This window comes from Streptomyces sennicomposti (assembly GCF_019890635.1).
GTDB lineage: Bacteria > Actinomycetota > Actinomycetes > Streptomycetales > Streptomycetaceae > Streptomyces > Streptomyces sennicomposti.
Map to the genome: position 1 here is coordinate 1 of NZ_JAIOAB010000068.1, position 21,408 is coordinate 21,408.

Sequence of the window (21,408 nt, forward strand, 5' to 3'; positions counted from 1 at the left end):
GTGCATGGCGTCGCGGAGCAGGCGGGAATGTGACGACACGGCCTAGGCTGGATGACATGACCGAGAGCGCGAGCCCGTACATTTCGCAGCCGCGGATCATGGTGCTCGGGGTGCAGCCGGGCACCCCGCCGTTCCGCATCGTGGAGATCGACGGCGAGGTCGTCGGCGAGGCCAGGACCGTCACCGACGTCCTCCAGGCCGCCGCCGCGTTCGGCATCAGCGTCCACGACCTGGACGACCCGGACGTGGTCCGCTGGGTCGGCGGCGACAAGTTCACCTGGAGCCCGCGCTACTGACCGGCCACGTCCGGGCCGGGCGCGCCGGGGCCGGCCCGGAGCACCGGACGGCGCGCGCCGCCCGGCCCGGCTCACGGTTCGCCTCCGGGCGTGCCCGGCTCGCGGTTCACCGCCGGGCGTCAGCCCACCGTCCACTTCTGGGCGGCCGTGCCGTTGCAGGTCCAGATCTGCAGCCGGGTGCCGTTGGCGGAGTTGGCGCTCGGCACGTCCAGGCACTTGTTCGCCTGCGGGTTGACGATGTCGTCGGCCGAGGAGATCGCCCACTTCTGGTTCGGTCCGCCGGTGCAGTCCCACAGCTGGACCTGGGAGCCGTCCGCGGTGCCGTTGTCCTTGACGTCGAGGCACTTGCCGAGCGCGCGCAGCGTGCCGTCCGAGCCGACCGTCCACTGCTGCGCGGCGGTGCCGTTGCAGTCGTAGAGCTGGACCGCGGTGCCGTTGGCGGTGCCGGCGGCGGCCACGTCCACGCACTTGCCGGCCAGCCCCCTGATGGCCTTGCCGCCGCTCGGCGTGTCGCTCGTGGTGACCGAGACCGAGTCCACCACCAGCTGCTGCGGGAAGCTGGTCGAGCCGTCCGGGTCGCCCGGCCAGTAGCCGCCCACGGCGAGGTTCAGGATCAGGAAGAACGGCTTGTTGAACACCCACGTCTTGCCGCCGAGGTCGGCGGGCGTGCGGCGCTGGTAGACGTTGCCGTCCACCGACCAGGTGATCGAGTCGGGCGCCCAGTCGACGGCGTAGGTGTGGAAGGCGTCGGCGAACGCCTGGCCGTTCGGCAGCGAGTACGGCGCGCCGATGCCGGCCGAGCCGGAGTAGCCGGGGCCGTGGATGGTGCCGTGGACCGTGGAGGGCTCGAAGCCGACGTTCTCCATCACGTCGATCTCACCGGAGTTGGGCCAGCCGACCTGCCCGATGTCGGTGCCGAGCATCCAGAACGCCGGCCACATGCCCTGCCCGCGCGGGATCTTCATCCGCGCCTCGACGTGCCCGTACTGCGCGGAGAACTTCCCCGAGGTGTTGAGCCGGGCCGAGGTGTACTGGCACGTTCCGTACCAGCACTGGTAGTTGGCGGGGTTCTCGCGCTTGGCGGTGATGACCAGATGGCCCTGGCCGTCCAGGGCGGCGTTCTTGGTGCCCGAGGTGTAGTACTGCCGTTCGTGGTTGTTGACGTTGTCGCCGGTCTCCAGCTGCCACTTGCCGGAGTCGACGGCCGCGCCCGCCGGGCCGTCGAAGGTGTCGGAGAACGTCGACACCGCCGCGACGGCGGGGGCCGCGGCGGCGGAGGCGTCCGCCTGCGCGGTGCCGACGGCGGCGGAGCCGACGAGCGCGGCGGCCGACAGGGCGGCGAGGAGACATCTGCGGAGCACACGTGGACGTGCCACGGCTCTCCCTTCCGTACGGCGGCCCGTGCGAGGGGGCGCGCCGACAGTCGTGGGGGATGGGGGAAGAGTGTCGCCTCTTGATTTAAGGAGTGAGGTAAGGGGCCGTCAATACCTTGGTCCGGACCAGTCCTGACGGTTCGTTCACACCTTCACGCGCCGCTTGCGGGCGTGTACGGCCCGTCCCATCCGGCGGCCCACGAGCAGGTAACCCAGCAGCGCCCCGGCCGTGTTGAGGATGACGTCGTCGACGTCGAAGGCCCGCCCGGTGATCATCGCGCCCTGCGCGAACTCCACCAGCAGCATCACGACCGCGGTCAGCAGCAGCACCCTGAACAGCCCGCGCGCCCGCGGCGCCACCACCGGCACCAGCACCCCGAACGGCACCCCGAGCAGTACGTTGCCGCCGATCTGCTTGACCGCCTCGCGCAGCCCCGGCGCGTCCAGATAGGCCCGCAGGGAGCTGCCCGGATGCAGATTGGTGTGCGTCAGCGACGCGGAGGCGGGGGAGGGCTCCAGCGTCAGCCGGGCCAGGACGACGGCGAACGCCACCATGAAGACGAAGGCGCACACCATCGCCAGCAGCCGCAGCGGCCAGGGCGCGGGCCGCCGCTCGACGCCCTGCGCCGGGGCCGCCCGCCGGGTCCCGGCGGCGGGCGCGTCCTTCCGCTCCCGCCCCGCACGCGTGCCGCGCCCGGGACCGCTCCCGCGTGAGAAGCGGAACCCGCGCAGCGAACCGCCGGACCCGGCGGCCGGAGCGGCGCCGGAGGCCGAGGAGGACCCGGGCCCGGACCCGGAAGCGGTGGCGGTGGCGGTGTGCGGGCGCGTGCGGTCGCGCGGGCGGAGCGCCCAGCGGTCCATGAGGTCCTCCAGTCGTCAACTTCCCTTCCTGTCGGGCCGGTTACCCGCGATGCGCCACGGAATACCGCCGCCCCGCCGCGTCCTCGCCCGCCCCGGCCCCGCCCCGCGCGGGTCCCGCGCCGGTTTCCGTTGCTGCTGTCGGGGCAACCGGGCTCCAGACCCGCGCGCCGCCGCCCGCCTCGCGGCCGGCCCGGTGTTTGGATGCCGACAGACGCCGTACGGCACTGCGGCGCACAGCGACGAGGGCGACGACCGAGCGGTGGAGGTGGCGGGTGAAGGCGCGTTCCGCACTCCTCGCCCTGGGCGAGGTGGTGCTCTGGTGGGCCGCCCTCGTCGTGCTCTGGCTGATGCTGATCAGCACCGTCTACACCCTGGAATGGGCGGTCGGCGCAGGCGCCGCGGGCGTGGGCGCGATCGTCGCCCGGATCGGCCGGCGGGCGGTGGTCCGCCGGTGAACGGCTGGCTCCTCGCCGCGACGGCGGTCCTGGCCGTGGGCCTCGGCGCCAGCCTGTGGGGCGTGTCCACCGGACCGCTGGGGCGGCGCGTCACCGCGCAGAACCTCTCCACCGCCCTGCTCTGCCCCGGCCTCCTGCTGCTCGCGCAGGGCTACGACCGCACCTCCTACGTCGACCTCGCGCTGCTGCTGGCCCTGCTCGGCCCGGTCGGCACCCTCGTCTTCGCCCGGCTGCTCGCCGACGAACTCGCCGGCGACCCGCCCCGGGCCTGGGGACCGACCTGGGCCGCCGCGGCGCTCGGCACGGTCGTCGTGGCGGTGCTGTGCGCGGTCGCCGGACCCGGCCGGGCCATGGTGAAGCTCCTGATCGTCGGGGCGCTGCTGGTCGGCGGGAACCTCATCGCCTCCCGGGCGCTGTCCGGCGGCTTCGCGGAGGTGGACCGTGGCTGACGCGGTGATCGTCCTGACCCTGCTGGCCGTCGCCGGCTGCGCGACCGCCGCCGTCGTCAACCGCGACCCCGCCCGCCAGGCCCTGGTCCTCGCCGTCCTCGGCACCGTCCTCGCCGTCCTCTTCACCGTCCTGCAGGCCCCGGACGTCGGCCTCTCCCAGCTCGCCGTCGGCTCCGCGCTGACCCCGCTGCTCATCATGCTGACGGTGCGCAAGGTCCGCCGGCGCTCCGCCGCACCGAAGGACGGCCGGCAGTGACCCGGCGTGCCCGCCTGTGGCTGGTGCTCCTCGGCGGCGCGGGCCTGGCCGCCCTGCTCGCCGCCGCCTGTCTGCGGCTGCCCGCCTTCGGCGGCGCCCGCCACCCCTACGGCGACCGCGCGGTGGCCGCCGCCCTCGCCCGGCGCACCGCCAACACCATCGCCTCCGTCAACTTCGACCAGCGCGCCTTCGACACGATGGGCGAGATGTCGATCCTGTTCGCGGCCGTCCTCGGCTGCGTCGTCCTGCTGCGCCAGGCCCGCGACGAGCACCGCGACCCGCCCCGCCCCGCCGAGGTCGCCGCCCCGGTGCGCCGCTACGCGCTGCTCACCCTGCCCGTCGCCCTGGTCACCGGCCTGTACGTGATCGCCCACGGCCAGCTCAGCCCCGGCGGCGGCTTCCAGGGCGGCGTCGTCGCCGCGACCTCCCTGCACCTGATGTACCTGGGCGCCGACTACGCCGCCCTGGAACGCGTCCGCCCGGTCGAGGCGTACGAGATCACGGACGCCCTGTCCGCCTCCGCCTACCTCGTCCTCGGCTTCGCCGGGGTGCTGGCCGGCGCCGCGTTCCTCGCCAACACCCTGCTGCCGCTCGGCACGTTCAACACGCTGTCCTCCGGCGGCGTCGTCCCGCTGCTGAACGCGGCCATCGGCATGGAGGTCGCCTGCGCCGTCGTCGTGCTGCTCGCCCGCTTCCTGGACCAGGCCGTCGAGATCGAGGAGGAGAGCGGGGAGTGAGAACGCCGTGAGCGCCGTCATGCACGTCCTTCCGTACCTGGTGGCCGCCTATGTGTTCCTGATCGGCTGCTACGGGCTGGCCACCAGCCGCAACCTGATCCACGCCGTGGGCTGCCTCGCGGTGTGCCAGTCGGCGACCTATGTGCTGCTGCTGGCCGTCGGCTACCGCGACGGCGCCACCGCGCCCGTCTTCTCCGACATCGCGCCCGGCTCGCGGCCCGTGGTGGACCCCGTCGTCCAGGCGCTCACCCTCACCGACGTCGTCGTCGGCGCGACCGTGACCGCGCTGCTGCTCGCGCTGACCGTGCAGATCTCCAAACGGCACGGCACCGTCGACCCCGACGAGCTGAGGGAGCTGCGCGGCTGATGCACCGTCTGCTGCCGCTGCTGCCCGCCGTGCCGCTGCTGGGCGCCGCGCTGCTCGTCGCCGGCGGCCGGTGGCTGCCCCGGCCGCTCGCGGAGACGTTCGCCTGCCTGGTCGCCGCGACCACGGCCGCCCTCGCCGCGCTGCTGCTGTTCCACTCCACGCCGCCGTCGGCCGAATGGGTCGGCGGCTGGTTCCCGAAGGGCGGCGAGAGCGTCGGCATCGTCATGATCGGGGACGGCGCGAGCCTCGGCATGGCCGCGCTCGTCTCGCTGCTGACGCTGGCCGCGCTGGCGTACTCCTGGCACTACTTCGACGAGCCGCCGAGCGGCCACGCCGGTTCCTTCCCGGCGCTGATGCTGCTCTTCCAGGGCGGCATGTGCGGCTTCGCGCTCGCCGGGGACCTGTTCAACGCGTTCGTCTTCTTCGAGCTGATGAGCGTCGTCGCCTACGCCCTGACCGGCTACCGCATCGATGAGGCCAAGGCCGTGCAGGGCGCCCTCGGCTTCGCCCTGGTCAACTCGCTGGGCGCCTACTTCATGCTCATGGGCATCGCCCTGCTGTACGCCCGCACCGGCGAACTCGCCATGGCGAAGATCGGCCAGGGACTGGACCAGGCCGCCGCCGGACACGGCCCCGACGCGCTCGTCCTGGCCGGGTTCGTGCTGTTCCTGACCGGCCTGCTGGTCAAGGCCGCCGCCGTGCCCTTCCAGTTCTGGCTGCCCGACGCGCACGCCGTCGCCCCCACCCCGGTGTGCATGCTGCTGTCCGGCGTCATGGTCGAACTCGGCGTCTACGGCGTCTGGCGCGTGTACGGGCTGGTCTTCTCCGGCCCCGGCGGCGTCCCCGCGGCCGACGCCACCCGGGCCCTGGTGGTGCTCGGCGTGCTCACCGCCGCCGTCGGCTCGGTCATGTGCTGGTACCAGCGGCACATCAAACGCCTGCTCGCCTTCTCCACCATCGCCCACACCGGGCTGTTCCTCGTCGGCGTCGGCGTCCTCAAGGCGCAGGCCGACGAGGGCACCGCCCTGTACGTCCTCGCCCACGCCGGCGTGAAGGCCGCCCTGTTCGCCTGCGCCGGCATGCTGCTCGACCGCTACGGCAGCGTCGACGAGTTCTATCTGCACGGCCGGGCCCGGAAACTGCGCGGCGTCGGCATCATGTTCGCCGTCGGCGCCCTCGCCCTGGCCGGACTGCCGCCCTTCGGGACCGGCCTCGGCAAGGCCGTCAGCGAGGAGGCCGTGGGCGGCCCGCTCACCGTCCTCTACGTCGCCGCCTCCGCCCTCACCGGGGCGGCGGTGCTGCGGGTCGCCGCCCGCGTCTTCCTGGGGCTCGGCCCCCGGCCCGAGGAACGGGACGACGAGGAGCGCGACGAGGACAAGACCTCCGGCTCCGACGAGGAACCCGAGACGCGCCAGCGCCTCGACCACGTCCCGGCCACCATGCGCACGGTCCCGGCGGTGCTGCTGACCGCGGCGCTCGCCGTCGGCGCGGTGCCCGGCTTCGCCCACGCGGTGGGCGAGCGCGTCGACGAGGCCGGCGCCTGGGGCGTGTTCTCCGCCGTGCACTGGACCGCGCACGGGGTGCTGCTGGACCTGCTGTCCACCGCGCTGGCGGTGGGCATCGCGGGCGTCGCCGTCACCCGGCCGCGGCTGCTCGCCGCGCCCGGCTGGGCCCTGCCGCTCAGGCGCCTGCAGTCGGGGCACGTCGGCGACTACGTGGCCTGGCTGCTGGTCGGCGTCACGCTGCTCGGCGCGCTGGCCCTGCCGGGCGTCCTCGGCTGACCGGGTCCCGTGCGCCGGTCAGGCGCCGTAGGTGATGTGCACCTCGGTGAAGCCGAGGGACTTCAGCAGGCCCTGGAGCATGTCCGTGGTGTTGGACTCGGCCCGCGCGGTCAGCCCGCTGTCCCGGGCCGCCTCCCCGATGTGCTTGACCGCGAGCCGCTGCACGGCCTGCTCGCTGTTGGGATTGCCCGAGAACAGGTCGCCGAGCCGGTCCAGCAGCCCGCGCTGCTTGGAGACGGCGTAGGAGTGGTCCGCGTCCAGGGCGGGCGTGCCGAGCCGCGCGTGCGGCAGCCGGAGCGTGGCCGAGGTGCGGTCCTCGTCCACCGTCACGTCCTTGTCGCCGAGGGAGCCGAGATCCACATAGGCGTCCACGGTGCCCGCGCCGACGTACAGGGTGCGGGTGCCGCGGATCGCGTCCGGCAGGTACTTGGCGTCCTTCTCCAGGTCCACGACGACCTGGAAGTTGCCGGAGGCGGCGTCGTAGCGGCTCATGTCCCGTACCGACCTCAGCAGCGCGGGGCCCGAACGGTCGTGCGTCTCGGTGCCGAACAGGTCCTTGATGCCGGGCAGCACGGCCAGCCGGATCCCGGCGAACAGCACGGCGAGCACCAGCACCAGCGCGCCCAGCGCCTTCGCCCAGCCGGGGACGCGCCGACGCGGTCGTTCGATGGACGTCGTCATGCGAGGGCCCTCCTTCCTCCTTCCTGCGGATGCCCGCCAAATGCCGTACCAGACCGCACGGTTCGGGGCCTCGAACCGTCCGGCGGGGGCACCCGGGGCGCGGGGCGCGGCCCGGGGCCGGGCCGCGCGTACCGGGTCGCGGCCGGAGCGCGGTCAGTAGCATGGGCCGGGGCCGTCCGAATGATCATGCGAGGAGCGGATCGTGCGAGACATCGCGGTGTTCAGCGGCAGTGCCCATCCCCGGCTCGCGGCCGAGGTCTGCGCCCATCTGGGGGTGCCGCTCAGCCCGACCCGGGTCAGCCGGTTCGCCAACGACTGCCTGGAGGTGCAGCTGCGGGCCAACTGCCGCGAACGGGACGTGTTCCTGATCCAGCCGCTGGTCAAGCCGGTGCAGGAGCACCTGGTGGAGCTGCTGATGATGTGCGACGCGGCGCGTGGCGCCTCCGCCGGGCGGATCACCGTCGTGATGCCGCACTACTCCTACGCCCGCTCCGACAAGAAGGACGCCCCGCGCATCTCGCTGGGCGGCCGGCTGGTGGCCGACCTGCTGGTCGCGGCGGGCGCGAGCCGGGTGCTGGCGATGACGCTGCACTCCCCGCAGGTGCACGGCTTCTTCTCGGTGCCCGTCGACCATCTGCACGCGCTGCGGGAACTGGCCGCGCACTTCGGCCGCCACGACCTGTCCCGGACCACCGTCGTCTCGCCGGACCTCGGCAACGCCAAGGAGGCCGCCGCGTTCGCCCGGCTGATCGGCGCCCAGGTGGCCGCCGGGGCCAAGCAGCGCTACGCCGACGACCGGGTGAGCATCAGCTCGGTCATCGGGGAGGTCGCCGGGCGGGACGTGATCGTGCTGGACGACGAGATCGCCAAGGGCAGCACGGTCCTGGAACTGCTGGACCGGCTGCGCGAGTCGGGGCCCCGCTCCATCCGCGTCGCCTGCACCCACGGGCTGTTCGCGGCGGGCGCGCTGGAGCGGCTCACCGCGCAGCCGGACGTGCTGGAGGTGGTGTGCACCAACACCGTGCCGGTGCCGGGCGCCGACGGGACGGGGCAGGACGCGGGCGCGGGGGAGGCGGGGCCGGGGCGGGGCAAGCTGCGGGTGCTGTCCATCGCGCCCGCGCTCGCCGAGGCCGTACGGCGCATCCACAACGGGGAGTCGGTCAGCGCGCTGTTCGACGCGCCGCGCGACGAGCGGCCGGCCGAGCAGGGTCAGCGGCAGCCGGAGCGCGCCTGAGGCCGTTCCAGGGCCGCCTCCAGGGTCGGCCGCGGAGGCAGCAGCCGGGCCAGGCCGGTGACCTTGAGGACGCGCAGCGTCAGCGGGTGCGTGCACACCAGGCGCAGCTCGCCCTCGCGGTCCAGGAGCCGGGCGCGGGCGCGGTAGAGCAGGCGCAGCCCGGAGCAGTCGAAGAAGTCCACCCCGCTCAGGTCGATCACCACCCGGGCCTCGCGGCGGCCGGTCACCCGGTCCAGGAATGGCGTGATCCGTTCGGCCGCGGCGATGTCGATCTCGCCCCGGAACTCCAGCACGATGTGCCCGTGCACCCGGCGGACGCTCAGCTGCCGGTCGAGCGGCTCGGGAACGTTCGCCACGACACTTCGCCTCCAACGCTCCGTACGGCGGCGGGACGGGCGGCCACACGGCACAACTGCCGTCCCCGCCCCGCAAGTTACCCTCGATCGAGTGAATTCCAGCATGTTCGGTTGACATATGTCATCGGATTGCGACCGAGTCGCGCCGGGCCGTGCGCGTCTTTGGCCGAGTTCAGCCCCCCGGCGCGGGACCGGGGACGGCCCCGCCGACTGAATCCGCGGGGCGGGGACATCCGGAAGGGAGGGCGGCAGGACAACCGGGTACCGCCGCCGGACCCTTCCGGAGAAGACATGCCATTGGTCACCGCGGGCGTCGTCGTCCTCGACTGCGCCGAGCCGGAGAAACTCGCCGTGTTCTACAAGGGGCTGCTCGAGGCCGAGGAGACGGACACGAGCGCCAACCTGGTGGAGATCAGGGCCGCCGACGGACTGCGCCTCGCCTTCCGCCGCGACGCCAACGCCACCCCGCCGAGCTGGCCCCGCCCCGAGAACTCCCTCCAGGCCCACCTGGACTTCCTGGTGGAGGACCTGGACGCGGCGGAGCGCCGGGTGGTGGAACTCGGCGGCCGTCCCCTGGAGGCCAAGGACGGACCCGGCCCCTACGAGGAACGCGGCTACTCGGACCCGTCCGGCCACACCTTCACCCTGCGCAACACCCGCCAGACGGCTCCGAAACAGGGCTGACCGGCCGCCGAGGGGCTCGGGGGCGGTACGAGGGGGCGCGGTCCGGCCGTTCCGACGGCCCGCGGGCCGGGCGCGCCCCGCCGCACGGCCGCGGGGTCCGCCGGGCGCGTCCCTCAAGACGCCGTCCGGCGGACCCCGCGTGACCGTAAGGGCCCGGAGGGCTCAGTCGCGGCCGTTGTCGTCCTTCGTGGGCCACACGCCCGTCGTCCGCTCGATGGCCTTCGCGCCCGCGCGGTCCACCGCGCTGCGCACCACCGCGAAGATGGCGCCCTGGACCGCCGCGGCCAGCAGGATCTCGCCCCAGCGGCGGTCCGCGTCCAGCGCGTCGGGGGCGTCGTCCTCGTGCCGTACCGCCTTCCACACGGCGCGGAACGCCTTCCCGGCGACCGCGCCGCCGGCCCAGCCCAGCACGAAGCCGACCGGCTGGTAGGCGAGCGGGAACTTCTTCTTCTTGGCCACCTGTGTCTCCTTGTTCGGGTGTGTCGGTCGGGCGAAGGGACGCGCGGGCGCCGGGAGGTCAGGGCCTGCCCGACGCCGGGACCTCCTCACCGTGCGGCACCGGGCCGGGCGGCGTCCCCTCGCCGAAGGGACGGCCGCCGAGCTCCTCGCGGTGATGCGGCGTCAGCCATCCGCCGAGGTCGGGCCCGAGGGGCACGATGCGGGTCGGGTTGATGCCCGTGTGCACCTGGTAGTAGTGCCGCTTGATGTGGTCGAAGTCGACCGTGTCGCCGAATCCGGGCGTCTGGTACAGATCGCGGACGTACGCCCACAGCACCGGATTCTCCGCCAGCTTCCAGCGGTTGCACTTGAAGTGTCCGTGATACACGGCGTCGAAACGGACGAGTGTGGTGAACAGCCGGATGTCCGCCTCGGTGATCGTGTCGCCGACGAGGTAGCGCTGCCGGGCCAGCCGCTCCGCCAGCGCCTCCAGCCGCCGGAACACCCCCGCGCAGGCCGCCTCGTACTCTTCCTGGCCGGCGGCGAAACCCGCCCGGTACACGCCGTTGTTGACGTCCTCGTACACCTCGGCCGTCACCGCGTCGATCTCGTCGCGCCGCGCCCGCGGATACAGGTCCGGCGCCCCCGGCCGGTGCAGCGCGCTCCACTCGGTGGCGAAGTCCAGGGTGATCCGCTGGTAGTCGTTGGTGACCAGCGCCCCGCTCGGCACGTCCACGATCGCGGGCACGCTCACCCCGCCGGGGTAGTCGGCCTCCCGCCGGTCGTAGGCCTCGCTCAGGTACCGGATGCCGAGCACCGGGTCCCGGCCGTCCGGATCGAGCGTGAAACGCCAGCTGCGGTCGTCCTGGATCGGGTCGGCGACGGCCAGCGACACGGCGTCCTCCAGGCCGAGCAGCCGCCGCGAGACGAGCGCCCGGCTCGCCCACGGGCAGGCCCGGCTCACCACCAGCCGGTACCGCCCCGCATCGACCGGCCAGCCGTCCCGGCCGTCGGCGGTGATCCGGTCCGCGAAGTGGCTCTTGGACCGCTTGAAGGCCTTGTGGCCGTAGGCGCTGTTGCCGTCGCCCGCGTCACCCATGCCCGTCCTCCCTGCCGTAGCGCTGTCCTGTGGACGCGTTCCCCGAAATCGGCCGACGGCACGGTGTGAGCGGCACGGAGCGGGGGCAGTCGGCGAAACGTGAGCGGGACACCCAGCGAGCACGAGACGGACCACTCGACGCACCGCACGGACCGGCAGGGGAGGGAGAGCACCACGGAACGCGGCACGGGACACGACCCGGAGCCCGGCACCGGCCGGGGCACACGGCAGGACCCGCAACCGAGTACCGGAGGGGACACGGCGCACGATCCCGGACCGAGCGGCGGCCGGGACTCGGCGGACGAGCCGGGACCGAGCAGCGGCGGGGATTCGGCGCACGAGCCGGGACCGGGCAGCGGCGGGGATTCGGCGCACGACCCGCGGCCGGGCACGGAACGGAGCACCGGGCAGGACACGGGCGCGGGTGCGGGCACCGTGGCCGCCGCCGACCGCAAGACCCGCGTCACCGTGCTGGTGGCGCTCCTGGCGAACCTGGTCATCGCCGTCGCCAAGGCCGTCGGCGGGATCGTCGCGCACTCCCCGGCCCTGCTGTCGGAGGCCGCGCACTCCGTCGCCGACAGCTTCAACGAGATCTTCCTGCTGGCCGCGCTGCGCCGCAGCCGCCGCCCCGCCGACCGCCGGCACCCCTTCGGCTACGGCAAGGAGCGCTTCTTCTGGTCGCTGCTGGCCGCCGTCGGCATCTTCGTCATGGGCGGCTGCTTCTCCTTCTTCCAGGGCGTCGAGGCCCTGCGCAACGGCGCCCACGAGGACTTCCTCGGCTACACGGTGGGCCTGATCGTCCTCGGCGTCGCCTTCCTCGCCGAGGGCGTCTCCCTGCTGCGGGCGCTGCACCAGGTGCGCAAGCAGGGCGGCGGCAGCGGACTGCGCGACCCGGCGCTGCGCACGGTCGTCGCCGAGGACGGCACCGCGGTGCTCGGCGTCACCCTCGCCATGATCGGCATGGCGCTGCACTGGGCCACCGGGCAGGTCGTGTGGGAGGCCTCCGCCTCGCTCGCCATCGGCGCGCTCCTCGTCTACGTCGCCTACCGGCTCGGCTGCGACGCCCGCGACCAGCTGATCGGCGAGGCCGCGGACCCGGAGCTGAGCGGCCGGATCGGCGCGCTGCTGCGGGCGCAGCCCGAGATCGACAGCGTGGAGGCGCTGTTCACCATGAAGATGGGGCTCGACTCCATGCTGGTGGCCGCGCGGATCGACCTGGCCCCCGGCCTGGACAGCGAGCGCGTCGAGGAGGTCGCCGTGCGCATCAAGCGCTCCATCGCCCGCACCGTCCCCGACGCGGACCAGATCTTCCTGGACGTCACCGACCGCCCCGCCGAGGAGGCACGGGAAAGCCCCGCCGCGACGGGGGAACGCGGCGGGGCCTGAGGAACGGGTGCCCGGACCGGCCCCGCTCCATGCGCGGCGCGCCCGGGTTTCTCCTCAGTGCCCGTCGGCCGCCTCCAGCACGAACACCGGGATCTCCCGCGAGGTCTTTTCCTGGTACTCGGCGTACGGCGGGAACGCGTCGACCGCCCGCCGCCACCACTCCGCCTTCTCCGCCCCGGTGACCTCACGGGCCGTCATGTCCCGCTTGACGGGCCCGTCCTGCAACTCCACCCTCGGGTCGGCCTTGAGGTTGAAGTACCAGAACGGGTGCTGGGGCGCGCCGCCCTGCGAGGCCACCACCGCGTAGCGTCCGTCGTGCTCCACCCGCATCAGCGGGGTCTTGCGGAGTTTGCCGCTGCGCGCGCCCCGCGTGGTCAGCAGGATCACCGGAAGGCCGGTGTCCCTGAGCGTGGTGCCTTCGGTGCCGCCGGAGCTCTCGTACAACTCCACCTGCTCCCGCACCCACTCGGTGGGGCTGGGCTCGTACTCGCCCTCAAGAGGCATGGCGTCCGTCCTCTCCTCGCATCCAGGTGCCCGCTCGCGCGCCGCACGTCCCGCGGCGGCATCGGCACGCGTCCATCCCTACCACCCGGCCGGTTCCGGAAGGCCGAACCGGCCACCGGACGGCCGTATCCCGCCAGAGCGGCGCGCGAGGGACCACCGTCGAAGCGAGGCCGCCTCGGACCACCGTCGAAGCGGGGCCGCCTCGCGCCGGTCCCGCCCAGGCCCCTCATCTCACCCCGGCGACAGCGCCATCCGTACCGCCAGCAGCATGATCACGCCGCTGGACACCAGGGCCGTCGCCAGCCGTCCCCGGGGGCCGGTCAGGGCCCGTCCCAGCAGCGCGCCGCCCGCGGCCAGCAGCACCTGCCAGCTCGCCGACGCGCCGAACGCCGCCAGCACGAACACGCCCTGCTCCAGCGGGGCCGCCGCGTCACCGGCCGGCGCGCCGCCGAGGACCAGCGCCGCGAAGTAGACGGCCGTGGCCGGATTCAGGAGGGTGATTCCGAGCAGCCCGAGGTACGCCCGCCCGGCGCCGGGCGGGGGCGGCTCGGCGCGCACGGCGAGCGGGCGCGCCCGGTGCCGCCGTACGGCGCCCAGCGCGCCCCGCACCGCCAGCGCGGTGAGCACCAGGACCGAGGCCCAGCGCAGCGGCCCGAGCACCGGCCGCAGCGCACCGGCCAGGGCGGCGCCGCCGAGCACGGCCGGCAGGGCGTAGAGCCCGTCGGCGGTGGCGACGCCGAGCGCCGCGCACACCCCGGTGCGCAGGGACGTCCGCGCGGTCAGGGAGACCAGATGCGCCCCGACGGCGCCCACCGGCACGGCAACGCCGTACCCGGCGAGCAGCCCCGCGACCAGCGCGGCCGTCACGAGCGCGGCGGACCGGGCCTTGGGGGGAAACGGGGCTGCTGTCGCCGGCCGGCCGGACGGGCGGCGGACACGGGCGGCGGCAGGAGGTCCATCGTGGGCATGGCCGGATCCTGCTGGGCGGGCCCCCGCCGCGGCAACCGGTTTACGATGCGAAGGAGAGGCTTGTCGGCCAGATCCCGCGGATCTCCGATGTGGCCGAACTTCCCGTCGCCCTATAGATGCCTGGGGCATCTAATGAAGATCGGCACGACGCACCCTTCGTCTGCGAGGTCTTCCATGCCGGACCCGACCACCACCACGCCCCGACCCACCGAGCCCGTCGCGTTCCCGCAGGACCGCACCTGCCCCTACCACCCGCCCACGGGCTACGACCCGCTGCGCACCGACCGGCCGCTGTCCCGCGTCACCCTCTACGACGGCCGCCCGGTCTGGCTCGTCACCGGGCACGCCCTCGCCCGCGACCTGCTGGCCGATCCCCGCCTGTCCAGCGACCGCACCCGGGACGGCTTCCCGGCGACCACGCCCCGCTTCGCGGCCGTGCGCAACCGCCGGACCGCGCTCCTCGGCGTCGACGACCCCGAGCACCGCACCCAGCGGCGCATGATGGTGCCCAGCTTCACCCTCAAGCGGGCCGCCGCGCTCAGGCCCCGGATCCAGGGCATCGTGGACGAGCTGCTGGACGCGATGATCGCGCAGGGGCCGCCCGCCGAACTGGTCGGCGCCTTCGCGCTGCCCGTGCCGTCCATGGTCATCTGCGAACTGCTCGGCGTCCCGTACGCCGACCACGAGTTCTTCGAGGAGCAGTCCCGGCGGCTGCTGCGCGGACCGGACGTCGCCGACACGCTCGACGCGCGCGAGCGGCTGGAGGGATACCTGGGCGACCTCATCGACCGCAAGCAGAAGGAACCGGGGGAGGGCGTGCTGGACGACCTGGTCCGGCAGCGGATGGCCGAGGGCGAGGTGGACCGTGCCGAGGCGGTCGCGCTGGCGATCATCCTGCTCGTCGCCGGCCACGAGACCACCGCCAACATGATCTCGCTGGGCACCTACACCCTCCTCCAGCACCCCGAACGGCTGGCCGAGCTGCGGGCGGACCCGGCGCTGCTGCCGGCCGCGGTGGAAGAGCTGATGCGGCTGCTGTCCATCGCCGACGGACTGCTGCGCATGGCCACCGAGGACATCGAGGCGGCCGGCACGACGATCCGGGCCGGCGACGGAGTGATCTTCTCCACCTCCGTCATCAACCGCGACCAGGACGTCTACGCCGAGCCCGACGCGCTGGACTTCCACCGCCCGGCCCGCCACCACGTCTCCTTCGGCTTCGGCATCCACCAGTGCCTGGGCCAGAACCTCGCCCGCGCCGAGCTGGAGATCGCCCTGGGCGCCCTCCTGCGGCGGCTGCCCGGCCTCGCGCTGGCGGCCCCGCCGCAGGAGATCCCCTTCAAACCCGGCGACACGATCCAGGGGATGCTGGAACTCCCCGTGACCTGGTAAGAGGCTGCCGTCATGCCTATCGACATCGACAAGGACGTCTGCATCGGCGCCGGCCAGTGCGCACTGGCCGCACCGCATGTGTTCACACAGGACGACGAGGGCTTCAGCACCCTGCTGACCGACCCCGAGACCGGCGCCGCCGACCCGATGGCCCGCGTCGCGGCGAAGGCGTGCCCCGTGGGCGCGATCACGGTGACGGCACCGTCCGACTGAGGCCCGGGCGCCCGCCGAAGCCGCGTGCGCGCGGAGCCGCTTGCTGGGCGGAGCCGCGTGTCCGGCGAGCCGCGTGCCCGCCGGGGCGCGTGCCCGCCGGGGCGCGTGCCGGGCGGAGCTGTGTGCCGGGCGGAGCTGTGTGCCGGGCTGGGCCGCGCGCCCGGTGGGGCTGCATGCCGGGCGGGGCCGCGTGTCCGGCGAGCCGCGTGACCGGACCGGGGTCGTGTCCTCGGCTGTTCGTCCGGGGCCGAGCGGTGTGCGGGGCGCGTGCCCACGTGGGGGCTGGCGTCCTCCGGTGTCCGTCCGGTCCTGTGCGGGGTTGCGGGGCGCGTGCCTCTGCCCGGGCTCGTGTCGCCCGATCCGGCATGGGGCGCGCGCCCCCGTCCGGGCTCGTGACGCCCGATCCGTTCGTCCGGGCCCGTGCGGGGCGTGGCGCGCGGGACGCGTACCCCTGCCCGGACGCATGTCGCCCGGCCCGTTCGTCCGGTCCCGTGCGGACTGCCGGGCGCGTGCCCCTGCCCGGCGCGCCGTCCGCCGTCCGCCGTCTGCCGGCCTCCGGGCCAGGCGGTCGGCCGCCGGGGCCTGCCCGCGCGCCGCCTCTCCGCTCGCCCTCACCGGCCCGGCCCCGCGCCTACGCTTCGTCCGCCTCGTCCTCGTCCTGTCGCTCGGGCGTCGGTACGTCCAGGACCGACAGCGGCAGGCGGCGCAGCACGGCCGGCGCGGCGATCACCTCGTACGCGGCGATCCGGTCGTCCCGGACGGTGATGTCCAGGGCGAACAGGAGACGGCCGTGCGGGGCGACCACCGCGCCGACGCGGCCGCCGACCAGGGCCGCGGCGGCGTACCGGGCGCGCTCGCGCAGGGCGACCGTGCCCCGCGCCACCGCCCGCGCGCCCCGCAGTTCCGGCGCCGCCCCGGCGGGCAGCGCGGCGGGGTCGGCCCGGCGTACGACGTCGGGGGCGAGCACGTCCAGCAGCGCGCCCAGGTCGCCGCCCCGCGCCGCGGCCAGGAACCGCTCGACGACCGCGCGGTGCCCCTCCAGCTCGGTCGCGGACACCGACGAGACGCCCCGCACCTTGTGCCGGGCCCGGCTGGCCAGCTTCTTCGCGGCCGGCTGCGAACGGTCCAGCACGGCGGCGACCTGGTCGAAGGGCACCGCGAACACGTCGTGCAGCACGAACGCCACCCGCTCCAGCGGGCTCAGCGTGTCCAGGACGGCCAGCAGCGCCACGCCCACCGAGTCCGCGAGCACCGCCTCCTCCTCGGGCGCGCCCGGACCGCCGCCGGTCACCTCGGGCGCGTCGTGCCCGTACGGGTCCTCCCGCCGGGCCGTGCGCGCCCGCAGCATGTCCAGGCAGACGCGGGAGACGACCGTGGTCAGCCAGCCCGGCAGGTTGTCGACGCCGTCCGCGCCGGTCCGCGCCAGCCGCAGCCACGTCTCCTGCACGGCGTCGTCCGCCTCGCTCGCCGAGCCCAGCATCCGGTACGCCACCGCGCGCAACCGCCCGCGCCGCCGCTCGAACAGCCGGGCCAGCTCCTCGTCGTCCGCGAGGGAATCCATGGGGTCACCTTTCCGCGTCGTGCTCCGTCACCCCACTGACGTATCCGACCCGCACGAGGTGACCTTCCGATGCCCGCCATGCTGCTGCACGTCGATTCCAGCGCCGACGCGACCGCCGACTCGGTGAGCCGCCGGCTGACCGCCCGCTTCGTCCGCGCCTGGCGCGAGCGGCACCGCACGGCCGAGTACCGCCGCCGCGACCTGGCCACGACGCCCGTCGCGCCGCTCACCGCCGCCTACACCACCCTCGGCCGCCGCGTGGAGCGCGAGGGCTTCGCGCCCCCGGCCAAGGTGCCCGCGCTGATCGAGAGCCCGGCCGAACAGCGGGAGTGGGACCTCACCCTGCCGCTGATCACCGAACTGCGCTCCGCGCACACCGTGCTGGTCGGGGTCCCGATGTACAACTTCTCCGTGCCCGCCGCCCTGAAGGCGTGGATCGACCGGGTGACGTTCCCGGGCGCGTTCGCCGACCCGGACTCGGGCGAGAGCCTGCTGAGCCGGACCCGGGTGGTCGCGGTCCTGGCCCGCGGCGGCGGCTACGGCCCCGGCACCCCGCGCGAGGCCTACGACTTCCAGACACCGTACCTCAGGGCCTACTTCGGCAACCTCGGCGTCGCCCCCGACCGACTCCACCTGATCGCGGCCGAACTCACCCGCGTGGACGTCCTCCCGCACCTCGCCGGCCTGGAACACCAGGCCGCACGGTCGCTCGCGGCGGCCGAGGAGACGCTGACGGAGCTGGCGCGGACGATCTGACGGAGCGGGCGCGGACGGCGGCCTGAGCCTGCGGTCCGCCGCCCGGACCGGGCGGGCGCCGGGCGGCCGTAGCGGCCGTAGCGGCCGGCGTACCGAGGGCCGTTCCGCCGGACGCTCCCCGGGCCGGGTCTCCCGGCCGAGCCCCGCCAGGCCGGGCCAGGCCCGGGTGGCCCAAGCCGGGCTCGGGCAGGTTCCGGCTCGCCCCGGACAGTCCCGCCAGGTTCGGCCAGGCCTTCCGGCCAGATTCAGCGTGCGTCCCGCCGAGCCCGGGCCGCTCCCGGGCAGGCTCGGTCAGGTCCCGGCCAGTCCCGGGCGGCAGCCCGAACAGCCCCGAACAGCCCCGAACCCTGGCCAGTCCCGGCAGGTGCGGCCAAGCCCCCGGGCCGGTGCTGTTGTGGCCCGGGGCGGGTCTCGGTCTCGGGGCGGGCGTCCTCCGGAATCCGCCCGGGGCCGCCGTCCGGGCGCGCACCCGTTCTCAGCCGGCCCCGGCGGCCCCCAACAGCAGCCGGGCCGTCTCGCGCGCCTCCCGGGCGGGCTCCGTGCTCCCGGCCGTCCCGGCCGCCACGATCGCGCCCTCGGCCAGCAGGAACAGCGCGCCCGCCAGCGCGGCGGGCCGCCCCGCGTCGGCGACCAGACCGGCCAGATACGCCCGGAAGGCCCGCTGGTGCGCCCGAGCCTGCGCCGTCACCCGGGCGGAGGACGCCCCCAGCTCGCCGTGGGCGTTGATCCAGGCGCAGCCGCGGAAGCCGTCCTCGCCGAACCACTCCTCCAGCCAGTCGAACACGGCGAGCAGCCGCTCCTCGGGGTCGCCGCGCTCCGCGACGTACGCCGCGAGCCGCCCGCGCCAGCGGATGTCGCGCCGCTCCAGATACGCCTCGACCAGCCGTTCCTTCGCCGGGAACAGCTGGTAGAGCCGTTTGAGGGAGACCCCGGAGGCGGCCCGGACGTCGTCCATGCCGACCGCCTGGACGCCGCGCCCGTAGAACAACCGCTCCGCGGCGTCCAGCGCCCGCTCCCGGGCCGCCGTGGTGTCCATCGGCGCACGACCTCCTCGACCGGCTTCCTTGACTGGAGAACGACCGTTCTCTAGATTATCGGACAAATGGAGAACGTGCGTTCTCCGCCCGGTCCCGACCGCCCGCCGAGGAGCGCCCCATGGCCGACCGCCCGCCCCTGCCGCCGTTCACCCGCGAGACCGCCGCGCAGAAGGTCCAGGCCGCCGAGGACGCCTGGAACACCCGCGACCCGCACCAGGTCGCCCTCGCCTACTCCGAGGACTCCGTCTGGCGCAACCGCGACACCTGCCTCACCGGCCGCGCCGAGATCGTCGCCTTCCTCACCGCCAAGTGGGAGCGCGAACTGGACTACGCGCTGCGCAAGGACCTGTGGGCCTTCGACGGCGACCGCATCGCGGTGCGCTTCCAGTACGAGTCGCAGGACATCGACGGCCGGTGGTGGCGCTCGTACGGCAACGAGCTGTGGCGCTTCGACGAGCACGGCCTGATGACCCGGCGCGAGGCGAGCATCAACGACGTGCCGATCGCCGAGAGCGAGCGCCGCATCCTCGGCCCGCGCCCGCCGGCCGAGCACGGGCGCTCCTTCCCGGTGTGGTGAGGCGTCAGGAGAGGTTCAGTAGGGTTCCGGGATGACCGAACAGGCCCCGCAACCAGCCGAGAAGCCCTTCCTCTACGTCGTCGTCTGCGCCGCCGGCGTTGCCGAGGGCGTCGGCGCGCTCCTCACCGCCGCGCGCGAGCGGGGCTGGGAGAGCGGCGTCATCGCGACGCCGGCCGCCCTGAACGGCTTCTTCGACGTCGCCGCCGCCGAGGCGCTCACCGGCCGCCCCGTCCGCTCCGCCTGGCGCACCCCCGCCGACCCGCGGCCCTTCCCGCCGCCGGACGCCGTGGCCGTCGCGCCCGCCACCTTCAACACGATCAACAAGTGGTCCGCCGGAATCGCCGACACCCTCGCCGCGGCCACCCTGTGCGAGGCCCACGGACTGGGCGTCCCGATAGCCGTCCTGCCCTGCGTGGCCGACGCGCTCGCCGTCCACCCCGCCTATCGGGACAGCCTCACCCGGCTGCGCGCCATGGGCGTCCGCTTCGGCGACCCGCACACCGGCGACCCGTCCCCGGCCGGCGGCCGGCCCGGCTTCGCCTGGGAACGGGCCCTGGACCTGCTCGACGCCGCCCCCGCCGACCGGGACGACACGCCGCCCGGCCCCGGGTCCGCCATCCGGTACGACCCGCCGACATGATCGCCGACCGCCTAGGCTCGTTCCGGCAACCCGAAGAGGTGCCGGTGACCACCCGAAGACGGGAGCAGCAACGATGCAGTACGTGAAGCTCGGTTCGACGGGCCTGGACGTGTCGCGGATCTGTCTGGGCTGCATGACCTACGGCGTGCCCGACCGGGGCGCGCACGAGTGGACCCTCGACGAGGAGGCCTCACGGCCCCTGATCCGGCAGGCCCTGGAGGCCGGGATCACCTTCTTCGACACGGCCAACGTCTACTCCGACGGCACCAGCGAGGAGATCGTCGGCCGCGCGCTGCGCGACTTCGCCCGCCGCGAGGACGTCGTCCTGGCCACCAAGGTGCACGGCCGGATGCGGCCCGGCCCCAACGGCGCCGGCCTGTCCCGCAAGGCGATCATGACCGAGATCGACGACAGCCTGCGCCGGCTCGGCACCGACTACGTCGACCTCTACCAGATCCACCGCTGGGACCCGCACACTCCGGTCGAGGAGACCATGGAGGCGCTGCACGACGTGGTGAAGGCGGGCAAGGCCCGCTACATCGGGGCGAGTTCGATGTACGCGTGGCAGTTCTCCAAGGCGCAGTACACCGCGCGGCTGAACGGCTGGACCCGCTTCGTCTCCATGCAGAACCACTACAACCTCCTCTACCGCGAGGAGGAGCGCGAGATGCTGCCCCTGTGCGCGGACCAGGGCGTCGGAGTGCTGCCCTGGAGCCCGCTCGCCCGGGGCCGCCTCACCCGCGACTGGGGCGCCACCACCCACCGCAGCGACACCGACGCCTTCGGCAGCACCCTCTACGCGGAGGGCGACCGCGCCATCGTCGAGGCGGTCACCCGGATCGCCGAGGAGCGCGGCGTCCCACGCGCCCAGGTGGCCCTCGCCTGGCTGCTGCACCAGAGCACGGTCACGGCGCCGATCATCGGCGCGTCCAGGCCGGGGCATCTGACGGACGCCGTGGCCGCCGTCGAACTGGAGCTGAGCGAGAAGGAGATCGAGGAACTGGAGCGGCCCTACGGTCCCCACGAGGTCAGCGGCCACTGAGCCCATCCACGTCCTGAGGCCCGTACGGCGCGCACGCCGTACGGGCCTCGGCATGCCCGGCCCACGGGCCCTCGCGGTCTGCGCTCTCCGAAGGCGAACTCCGGCCCCCGGAGACAATTACAGTCCGGAATCCATCGGCCGCCGGTAATTGACAATTCGTCAACAGATCTATTTCCCGGGGGATATGCGGAAAACCGCGTGATCCCTTGTTGCTCCCTGTTCACTTGTGGAAAGGTGAGGCCCCGAAAGGCCGAAGTCCCCCCT

Annotated in this window: 26 protein-coding genes; 16 read left to right on the forward strand and 10 right to left on the reverse strand. The window is 74.2% G+C overall.

Annotated elements, in window-relative coordinates; genetic code table 11:
• Positions 1–56 precede the first annotated feature (56 nt).
• Positions 57–296, forward strand: coding sequence for a hypothetical protein (locus tag K7787_RS27280; RefSeq protein WP_019983460.1), 240 nt, complete (start codon positions 57–59; stop codon positions 294–296).
• 119 nt (positions 297–415) lie between these two features.
• Here K7787_RS27280 and K7787_RS27285 read toward each other — a convergent pair whose 3' ends face one another.
• A complete protein-coding gene (locus K7787_RS27285) occupies positions 416–1,672 on the reverse strand; it encodes a lectin (RefSeq protein ID WP_223003282.1) in 1,257 nt (418 codons plus the stop codon).
• Positions 1,673–1,813: 141 nt separating this feature from the next.
• Positions 1,814–2,530 (reverse strand): VanZ family protein, encoded by a 717-nt coding sequence (locus K7787_RS27290; protein ID WP_223003283.1) that lies wholly within the window; start codon positions 2,528–2,530, stop codon positions 1,814–1,816.
• Between the two features lie 272 nt (positions 2,531–2,802).
• Between K7787_RS27290 and K7787_RS27295 the strand changes: the two genes are divergently transcribed.
• From K7787_RS27295 to K7787_RS27320, 6 genes are read left to right on the forward strand one after another with little or no spacing between them, the layout of a single operon-like run.
• Entirely contained in the window at positions 2,803–2,985 is a 183-nt protein-coding gene (locus K7787_RS27295; RefSeq protein WP_223003284.1) for a hypothetical protein, read from the forward strand.
• The gene (locus K7787_RS27300; protein WP_019983464.1) at positions 2,982–3,434 is read left to right on the forward strand and encodes a monovalent cation/H+ antiporter complex subunit F; all 453 of its coding nucleotides are present in this window, start codon (positions 2,982–2,984) and stop codon (positions 3,432–3,434) included. Before K7787_RS27295 ends, K7787_RS27300 begins: the two co-directional genes overlap by 4 nt.
• On the forward strand, positions 3,427–3,690 hold the full coding sequence (locus K7787_RS27305) for a hydrogenase subunit MbhD domain-containing protein (protein WP_164391463.1): 264 nt from the start codon (positions 3,427–3,429) through the stop codon (positions 3,688–3,690). Before K7787_RS27300 ends, K7787_RS27305 begins: the two co-directional genes overlap by 8 nt.
• Positions 3,687–4,427, forward strand: coding sequence for an MnhB domain-containing protein (locus K7787_RS27310; protein WP_223003285.1), 741 nt, complete (start codon positions 3,687–3,689; stop codon positions 4,425–4,427). The genes K7787_RS27305 and K7787_RS27310 overlap by 4 nt, the downstream gene beginning before the upstream one ends.
• A 19-nt stretch (positions 4,428–4,446) precedes the next feature.
• Positions 4,447–4,794 (forward strand): sodium:proton antiporter, encoded by a 348-nt coding sequence (locus K7787_RS27315; RefSeq protein ID WP_027758334.1) that lies wholly within the window; start codon positions 4,447–4,449, stop codon positions 4,792–4,794.
• Positions 4,794–6,575 (forward strand): complex I subunit 5 family protein, encoded by a 1,782-nt coding sequence (locus tag K7787_RS27320; RefSeq protein ID WP_223003286.1) that lies wholly within the window; start codon positions 4,794–4,796, stop codon positions 6,573–6,575. Before K7787_RS27315 ends, K7787_RS27320 begins: the two co-directional genes overlap by 1 nt.
• An 18-nt stretch (positions 6,576–6,593) precedes the next feature.
• Here K7787_RS27320 and K7787_RS27325 read toward each other — a convergent pair whose 3' ends face one another.
• The gene (locus tag K7787_RS27325) at positions 6,594–7,256 is read right to left on the reverse strand and encodes a DUF4230 domain-containing protein (protein WP_169438851.1); all 663 of its coding nucleotides are present in this window, start codon (positions 7,254–7,256) and stop codon (positions 6,594–6,596) included.
• Between the two features lie 202 nt (positions 7,257–7,458).
• On the opposite strand from K7787_RS27325, the gene K7787_RS27330 reads away from it, so the two are divergent.
• A complete protein-coding gene (locus K7787_RS27330) occupies positions 7,459–8,490 on the forward strand; it encodes a ribose-phosphate diphosphokinase (protein WP_223003287.1) in 1,032 nt (343 codons plus the stop codon).
• Here K7787_RS27330 and K7787_RS27335 read toward each other — a convergent pair.
• Positions 8,466–8,846: an anti-sigma factor antagonist gene (locus K7787_RS27335; protein WP_019983471.1), complete on the reverse strand. Its 381-nt coding sequence runs from the start codon at positions 8,844–8,846 to the stop codon at positions 8,466–8,468. The two genes, K7787_RS27330 and K7787_RS27335, sit on opposite strands and share 25 nt — an antisense overlap.
• 291 nt (positions 8,847–9,137) lie before the next feature.
• Here K7787_RS27335 and K7787_RS27340 point away from each other — a divergent pair, with 291 nt between their 5' ends.
• Positions 9,138–9,530 (forward strand): VOC family protein, encoded by a 393-nt coding sequence (locus tag K7787_RS27340; RefSeq protein ID WP_223003289.1) that lies wholly within the window; start codon positions 9,138–9,140, stop codon positions 9,528–9,530.
• Between the two features lie 162 nt (positions 9,531–9,692).
• On the opposite strand, the gene K7787_RS27345 is transcribed toward K7787_RS27340, so the two are convergent.
• Both K7787_RS27345 and K7787_RS27350 read right to left on the reverse strand, forming a co-directional pair.
• The gene (locus tag K7787_RS27345) at positions 9,693–9,989 is read right to left on the reverse strand and encodes a DUF4235 domain-containing protein (protein ID WP_019983473.1); all 297 of its coding nucleotides are present in this window, start codon (positions 9,987–9,989) and stop codon (positions 9,693–9,695) included.
• A 58-nt stretch (positions 9,990–10,047) separates the two neighbouring features.
• Positions 10,048–11,067, reverse strand: a complete 1,020-nt coding sequence (locus tag K7787_RS27350; protein ID WP_223003290.1) for a glutathione S-transferase family protein — start codon at positions 11,065–11,067, stop codon at positions 10,048–10,050.
• A gap of 435 nt (positions 11,068–11,502) precedes the next feature.
• Here K7787_RS27350 and K7787_RS27355 point away from each other — a divergent pair, with 435 nt between their 5' ends.
• Positions 11,503–12,453: a cation diffusion facilitator family transporter gene (locus K7787_RS27355; protein ID WP_308036483.1), complete on the forward strand. Its 951-nt coding sequence runs from the start codon at positions 11,503–11,505 to the stop codon at positions 12,451–12,453.
• A gap of 54 nt (positions 12,454–12,507) precedes the next feature.
• Here the strand turns inward: K7787_RS27355 and K7787_RS27360 are convergent, their stop codons facing one another.
• The gene (locus K7787_RS27360) at positions 12,508–12,957 is read right to left on the reverse strand and encodes a nitroreductase family deazaflavin-dependent oxidoreductase (RefSeq protein ID WP_009191885.1); all 450 of its coding nucleotides are present in this window, start codon (positions 12,955–12,957) and stop codon (positions 12,508–12,510) included.
• Between the two features lie 231 nt (positions 12,958–13,188).
• The gene (locus tag K7787_RS27365) at positions 13,189–13,824 is read right to left on the reverse strand and encodes a LysE family transporter (protein ID WP_223003291.1); all 636 of its coding nucleotides are present in this window, start codon (positions 13,822–13,824) and stop codon (positions 13,189–13,191) included.
• Between the two features lie 276 nt (positions 13,825–14,100).
• Here K7787_RS27365 and K7787_RS27370 point away from each other — a divergent pair, with 276 nt between their 5' ends.
• The gene (locus K7787_RS27370) at positions 14,101–15,318 is read left to right on the forward strand and encodes a cytochrome P450 (protein ID WP_169438854.1); all 1,218 of its coding nucleotides are present in this window, start codon (positions 14,101–14,103) and stop codon (positions 15,316–15,318) included.
• Between the two features lie 12 nt (positions 15,319–15,330).
• The gene (locus K7787_RS27375) at positions 15,331–15,531 is read left to right on the forward strand and encodes a ferredoxin (RefSeq protein ID WP_019983478.1); all 201 of its coding nucleotides are present in this window, start codon (positions 15,331–15,333) and stop codon (positions 15,529–15,531) included.
• Between the two features lie 631 nt (positions 15,532–16,162).
• Here the strand turns inward: K7787_RS27375 and K7787_RS27380 are convergent.
• Positions 16,163–17,092 carry a sigma-70 family RNA polymerase sigma factor gene (locus tag K7787_RS27380; protein WP_223003292.1) on the reverse strand — a complete coding sequence of 310 codons (930 nt, stop codon included), beginning with the start codon at positions 17,090–17,092 and terminating at the stop codon, positions 16,163–16,165.
• 69 nt (positions 17,093–17,161) lie between these two features.
• On the opposite strand from K7787_RS27380, the gene K7787_RS27385 reads away from it, so the two are divergent.
• On the forward strand, positions 17,162–17,848 hold the full coding sequence (locus K7787_RS27385) for an FMN-dependent NADH-azoreductase (RefSeq protein ID WP_223003293.1): 687 nt from the start codon (positions 17,162–17,164) through the stop codon (positions 17,846–17,848).
• 475 nt (positions 17,849–18,323) lie between these two features.
• Here K7787_RS27385 and K7787_RS27390 read toward each other — a convergent pair whose 3' ends face one another.
• Positions 18,324–18,884 (reverse strand): TetR/AcrR family transcriptional regulator, encoded by a 561-nt coding sequence (locus tag K7787_RS27390; protein WP_164387634.1) that lies wholly within the window; start codon positions 18,882–18,884, stop codon positions 18,324–18,326.
• A gap of 119 nt (positions 18,885–19,003) precedes the next feature.
• Between K7787_RS27390 and K7787_RS27395 the strand changes: the two genes are divergently transcribed.
• The 3 genes from K7787_RS27395 to K7787_RS27405 all read left to right on the forward strand — a co-directional run bounded on the left by K7787_RS27395 (position 19,004) and on the right by K7787_RS27405 (position 21,144).
• Entirely contained in the window at positions 19,004–19,462 is a 459-nt protein-coding gene (locus tag K7787_RS27395) for a nuclear transport factor 2 family protein (RefSeq protein ID WP_169438858.1), read from the forward strand.
• Between the two features lie 31 nt (positions 19,463–19,493).
• Positions 19,494–20,102 (forward strand): flavoprotein, encoded by a 609-nt coding sequence (locus K7787_RS27400; protein ID WP_223003294.1) that lies wholly within the window; start codon positions 19,494–19,496, stop codon positions 20,100–20,102.
• A 73-nt stretch (positions 20,103–20,175) separates the two neighbouring features.
• Entirely contained in the window at positions 20,176–21,144 is a 969-nt protein-coding gene (locus K7787_RS27405; RefSeq protein WP_019983484.1) for an aldo/keto reductase, read from the forward strand.
• Positions 21,145–21,408: the final 264 nt, after the last annotated feature.

What these genes read in the sequence shown, in the direction of transcription:
- K7787_RS27380 (WP_223003292.1), bottom strand. Translation starts at nt 17,092, where the DNA reads ATGGATTCCCTCGCGGACGACGAGGAGCTGGCCCGGCTGTTCGAGCGG.
- K7787_RS27390 (WP_164387634.1), bottom strand. Translation starts at nt 18,884, where the DNA reads ATGGACACCACGGCGGCCCGGGAGCGGGCGCTGGACGCCGCGGAGCGG.
- K7787_RS27375 (WP_019983478.1), top strand. Translation starts at nt 15,331, where the DNA reads ATGCCTATCGACATCGACAAGGACGTCTGCATCGGCGCCGGCCAGTGC.
- K7787_RS27340 (WP_223003289.1), top strand. Translation starts at nt 9,138, where the DNA reads ATGCCATTGGTCACCGCGGGCGTCGTCGTCCTCGACTGCGCCGAGCCG.
- K7787_RS27395 (WP_169438858.1), top strand. Translation starts at nt 19,004, where the DNA reads ATGGCCGACCGCCCGCCCCTGCCGCCGTTCACCCGCGAGACCGCCGCG.
- K7787_RS27400 (WP_223003294.1), top strand. Translation starts at nt 19,494, where the DNA reads ATGACCGAACAGGCCCCGCAACCAGCCGAGAAGCCCTTCCTCTACGTC.
- K7787_RS27385 (WP_223003293.1), top strand. Translation starts at nt 17,162, where the DNA reads ATGCCCGCCATGCTGCTGCACGTCGATTCCAGCGCCGACGCGACCGCC.
- K7787_RS27290 (WP_223003283.1), bottom strand. Translation starts at nt 2,530, where the DNA reads ATGGACCGCTGGGCGCTCCGCCCGCGCGACCGCACGCGCCCGCACACC.
- K7787_RS27405 (WP_019983484.1), top strand. Translation starts at nt 20,176, where the DNA reads ATGCAGTACGTGAAGCTCGGTTCGACGGGCCTGGACGTGTCGCGGATC.
- K7787_RS27325 (WP_169438851.1), bottom strand. Translation starts at nt 7,256, where the DNA reads ATGACGACGTCCATCGAACGACCGCGTCGGCGCGTCCCCGGCTGGGCG.
- K7787_RS27320 (WP_223003286.1), top strand. Translation starts at nt 4,794, where the DNA reads ATGCACCGTCTGCTGCCGCTGCTGCCCGCCGTGCCGCTGCTGGGCGCC.
- K7787_RS27370 (WP_169438854.1), top strand. Translation starts at nt 14,101, where the DNA reads ATGCCGGACCCGACCACCACCACGCCCCGACCCACCGAGCCCGTCGCG.
- K7787_RS27280 (WP_019983460.1), top strand. Translation starts at nt 57, where the DNA reads ATGACCGAGAGCGCGAGCCCGTACATTTCGCAGCCGCGGATCATGGTG.
- K7787_RS27315 (WP_027758334.1), top strand. Translation starts at nt 4,447, where the DNA reads ATGCACGTCCTTCCGTACCTGGTGGCCGCCTATGTGTTCCTGATCGGC.
- K7787_RS27350 (WP_223003290.1), bottom strand. Translation starts at nt 11,067, where the DNA reads ATGGGTGACGCGGGCGACGGCAACAGCGCCTACGGCCACAAGGCCTTC.
- K7787_RS27360 (WP_009191885.1), bottom strand. Translation starts at nt 12,957, where the DNA reads ATGCCTCTTGAGGGCGAGTACGAGCCCAGCCCCACCGAGTGGGTGCGG.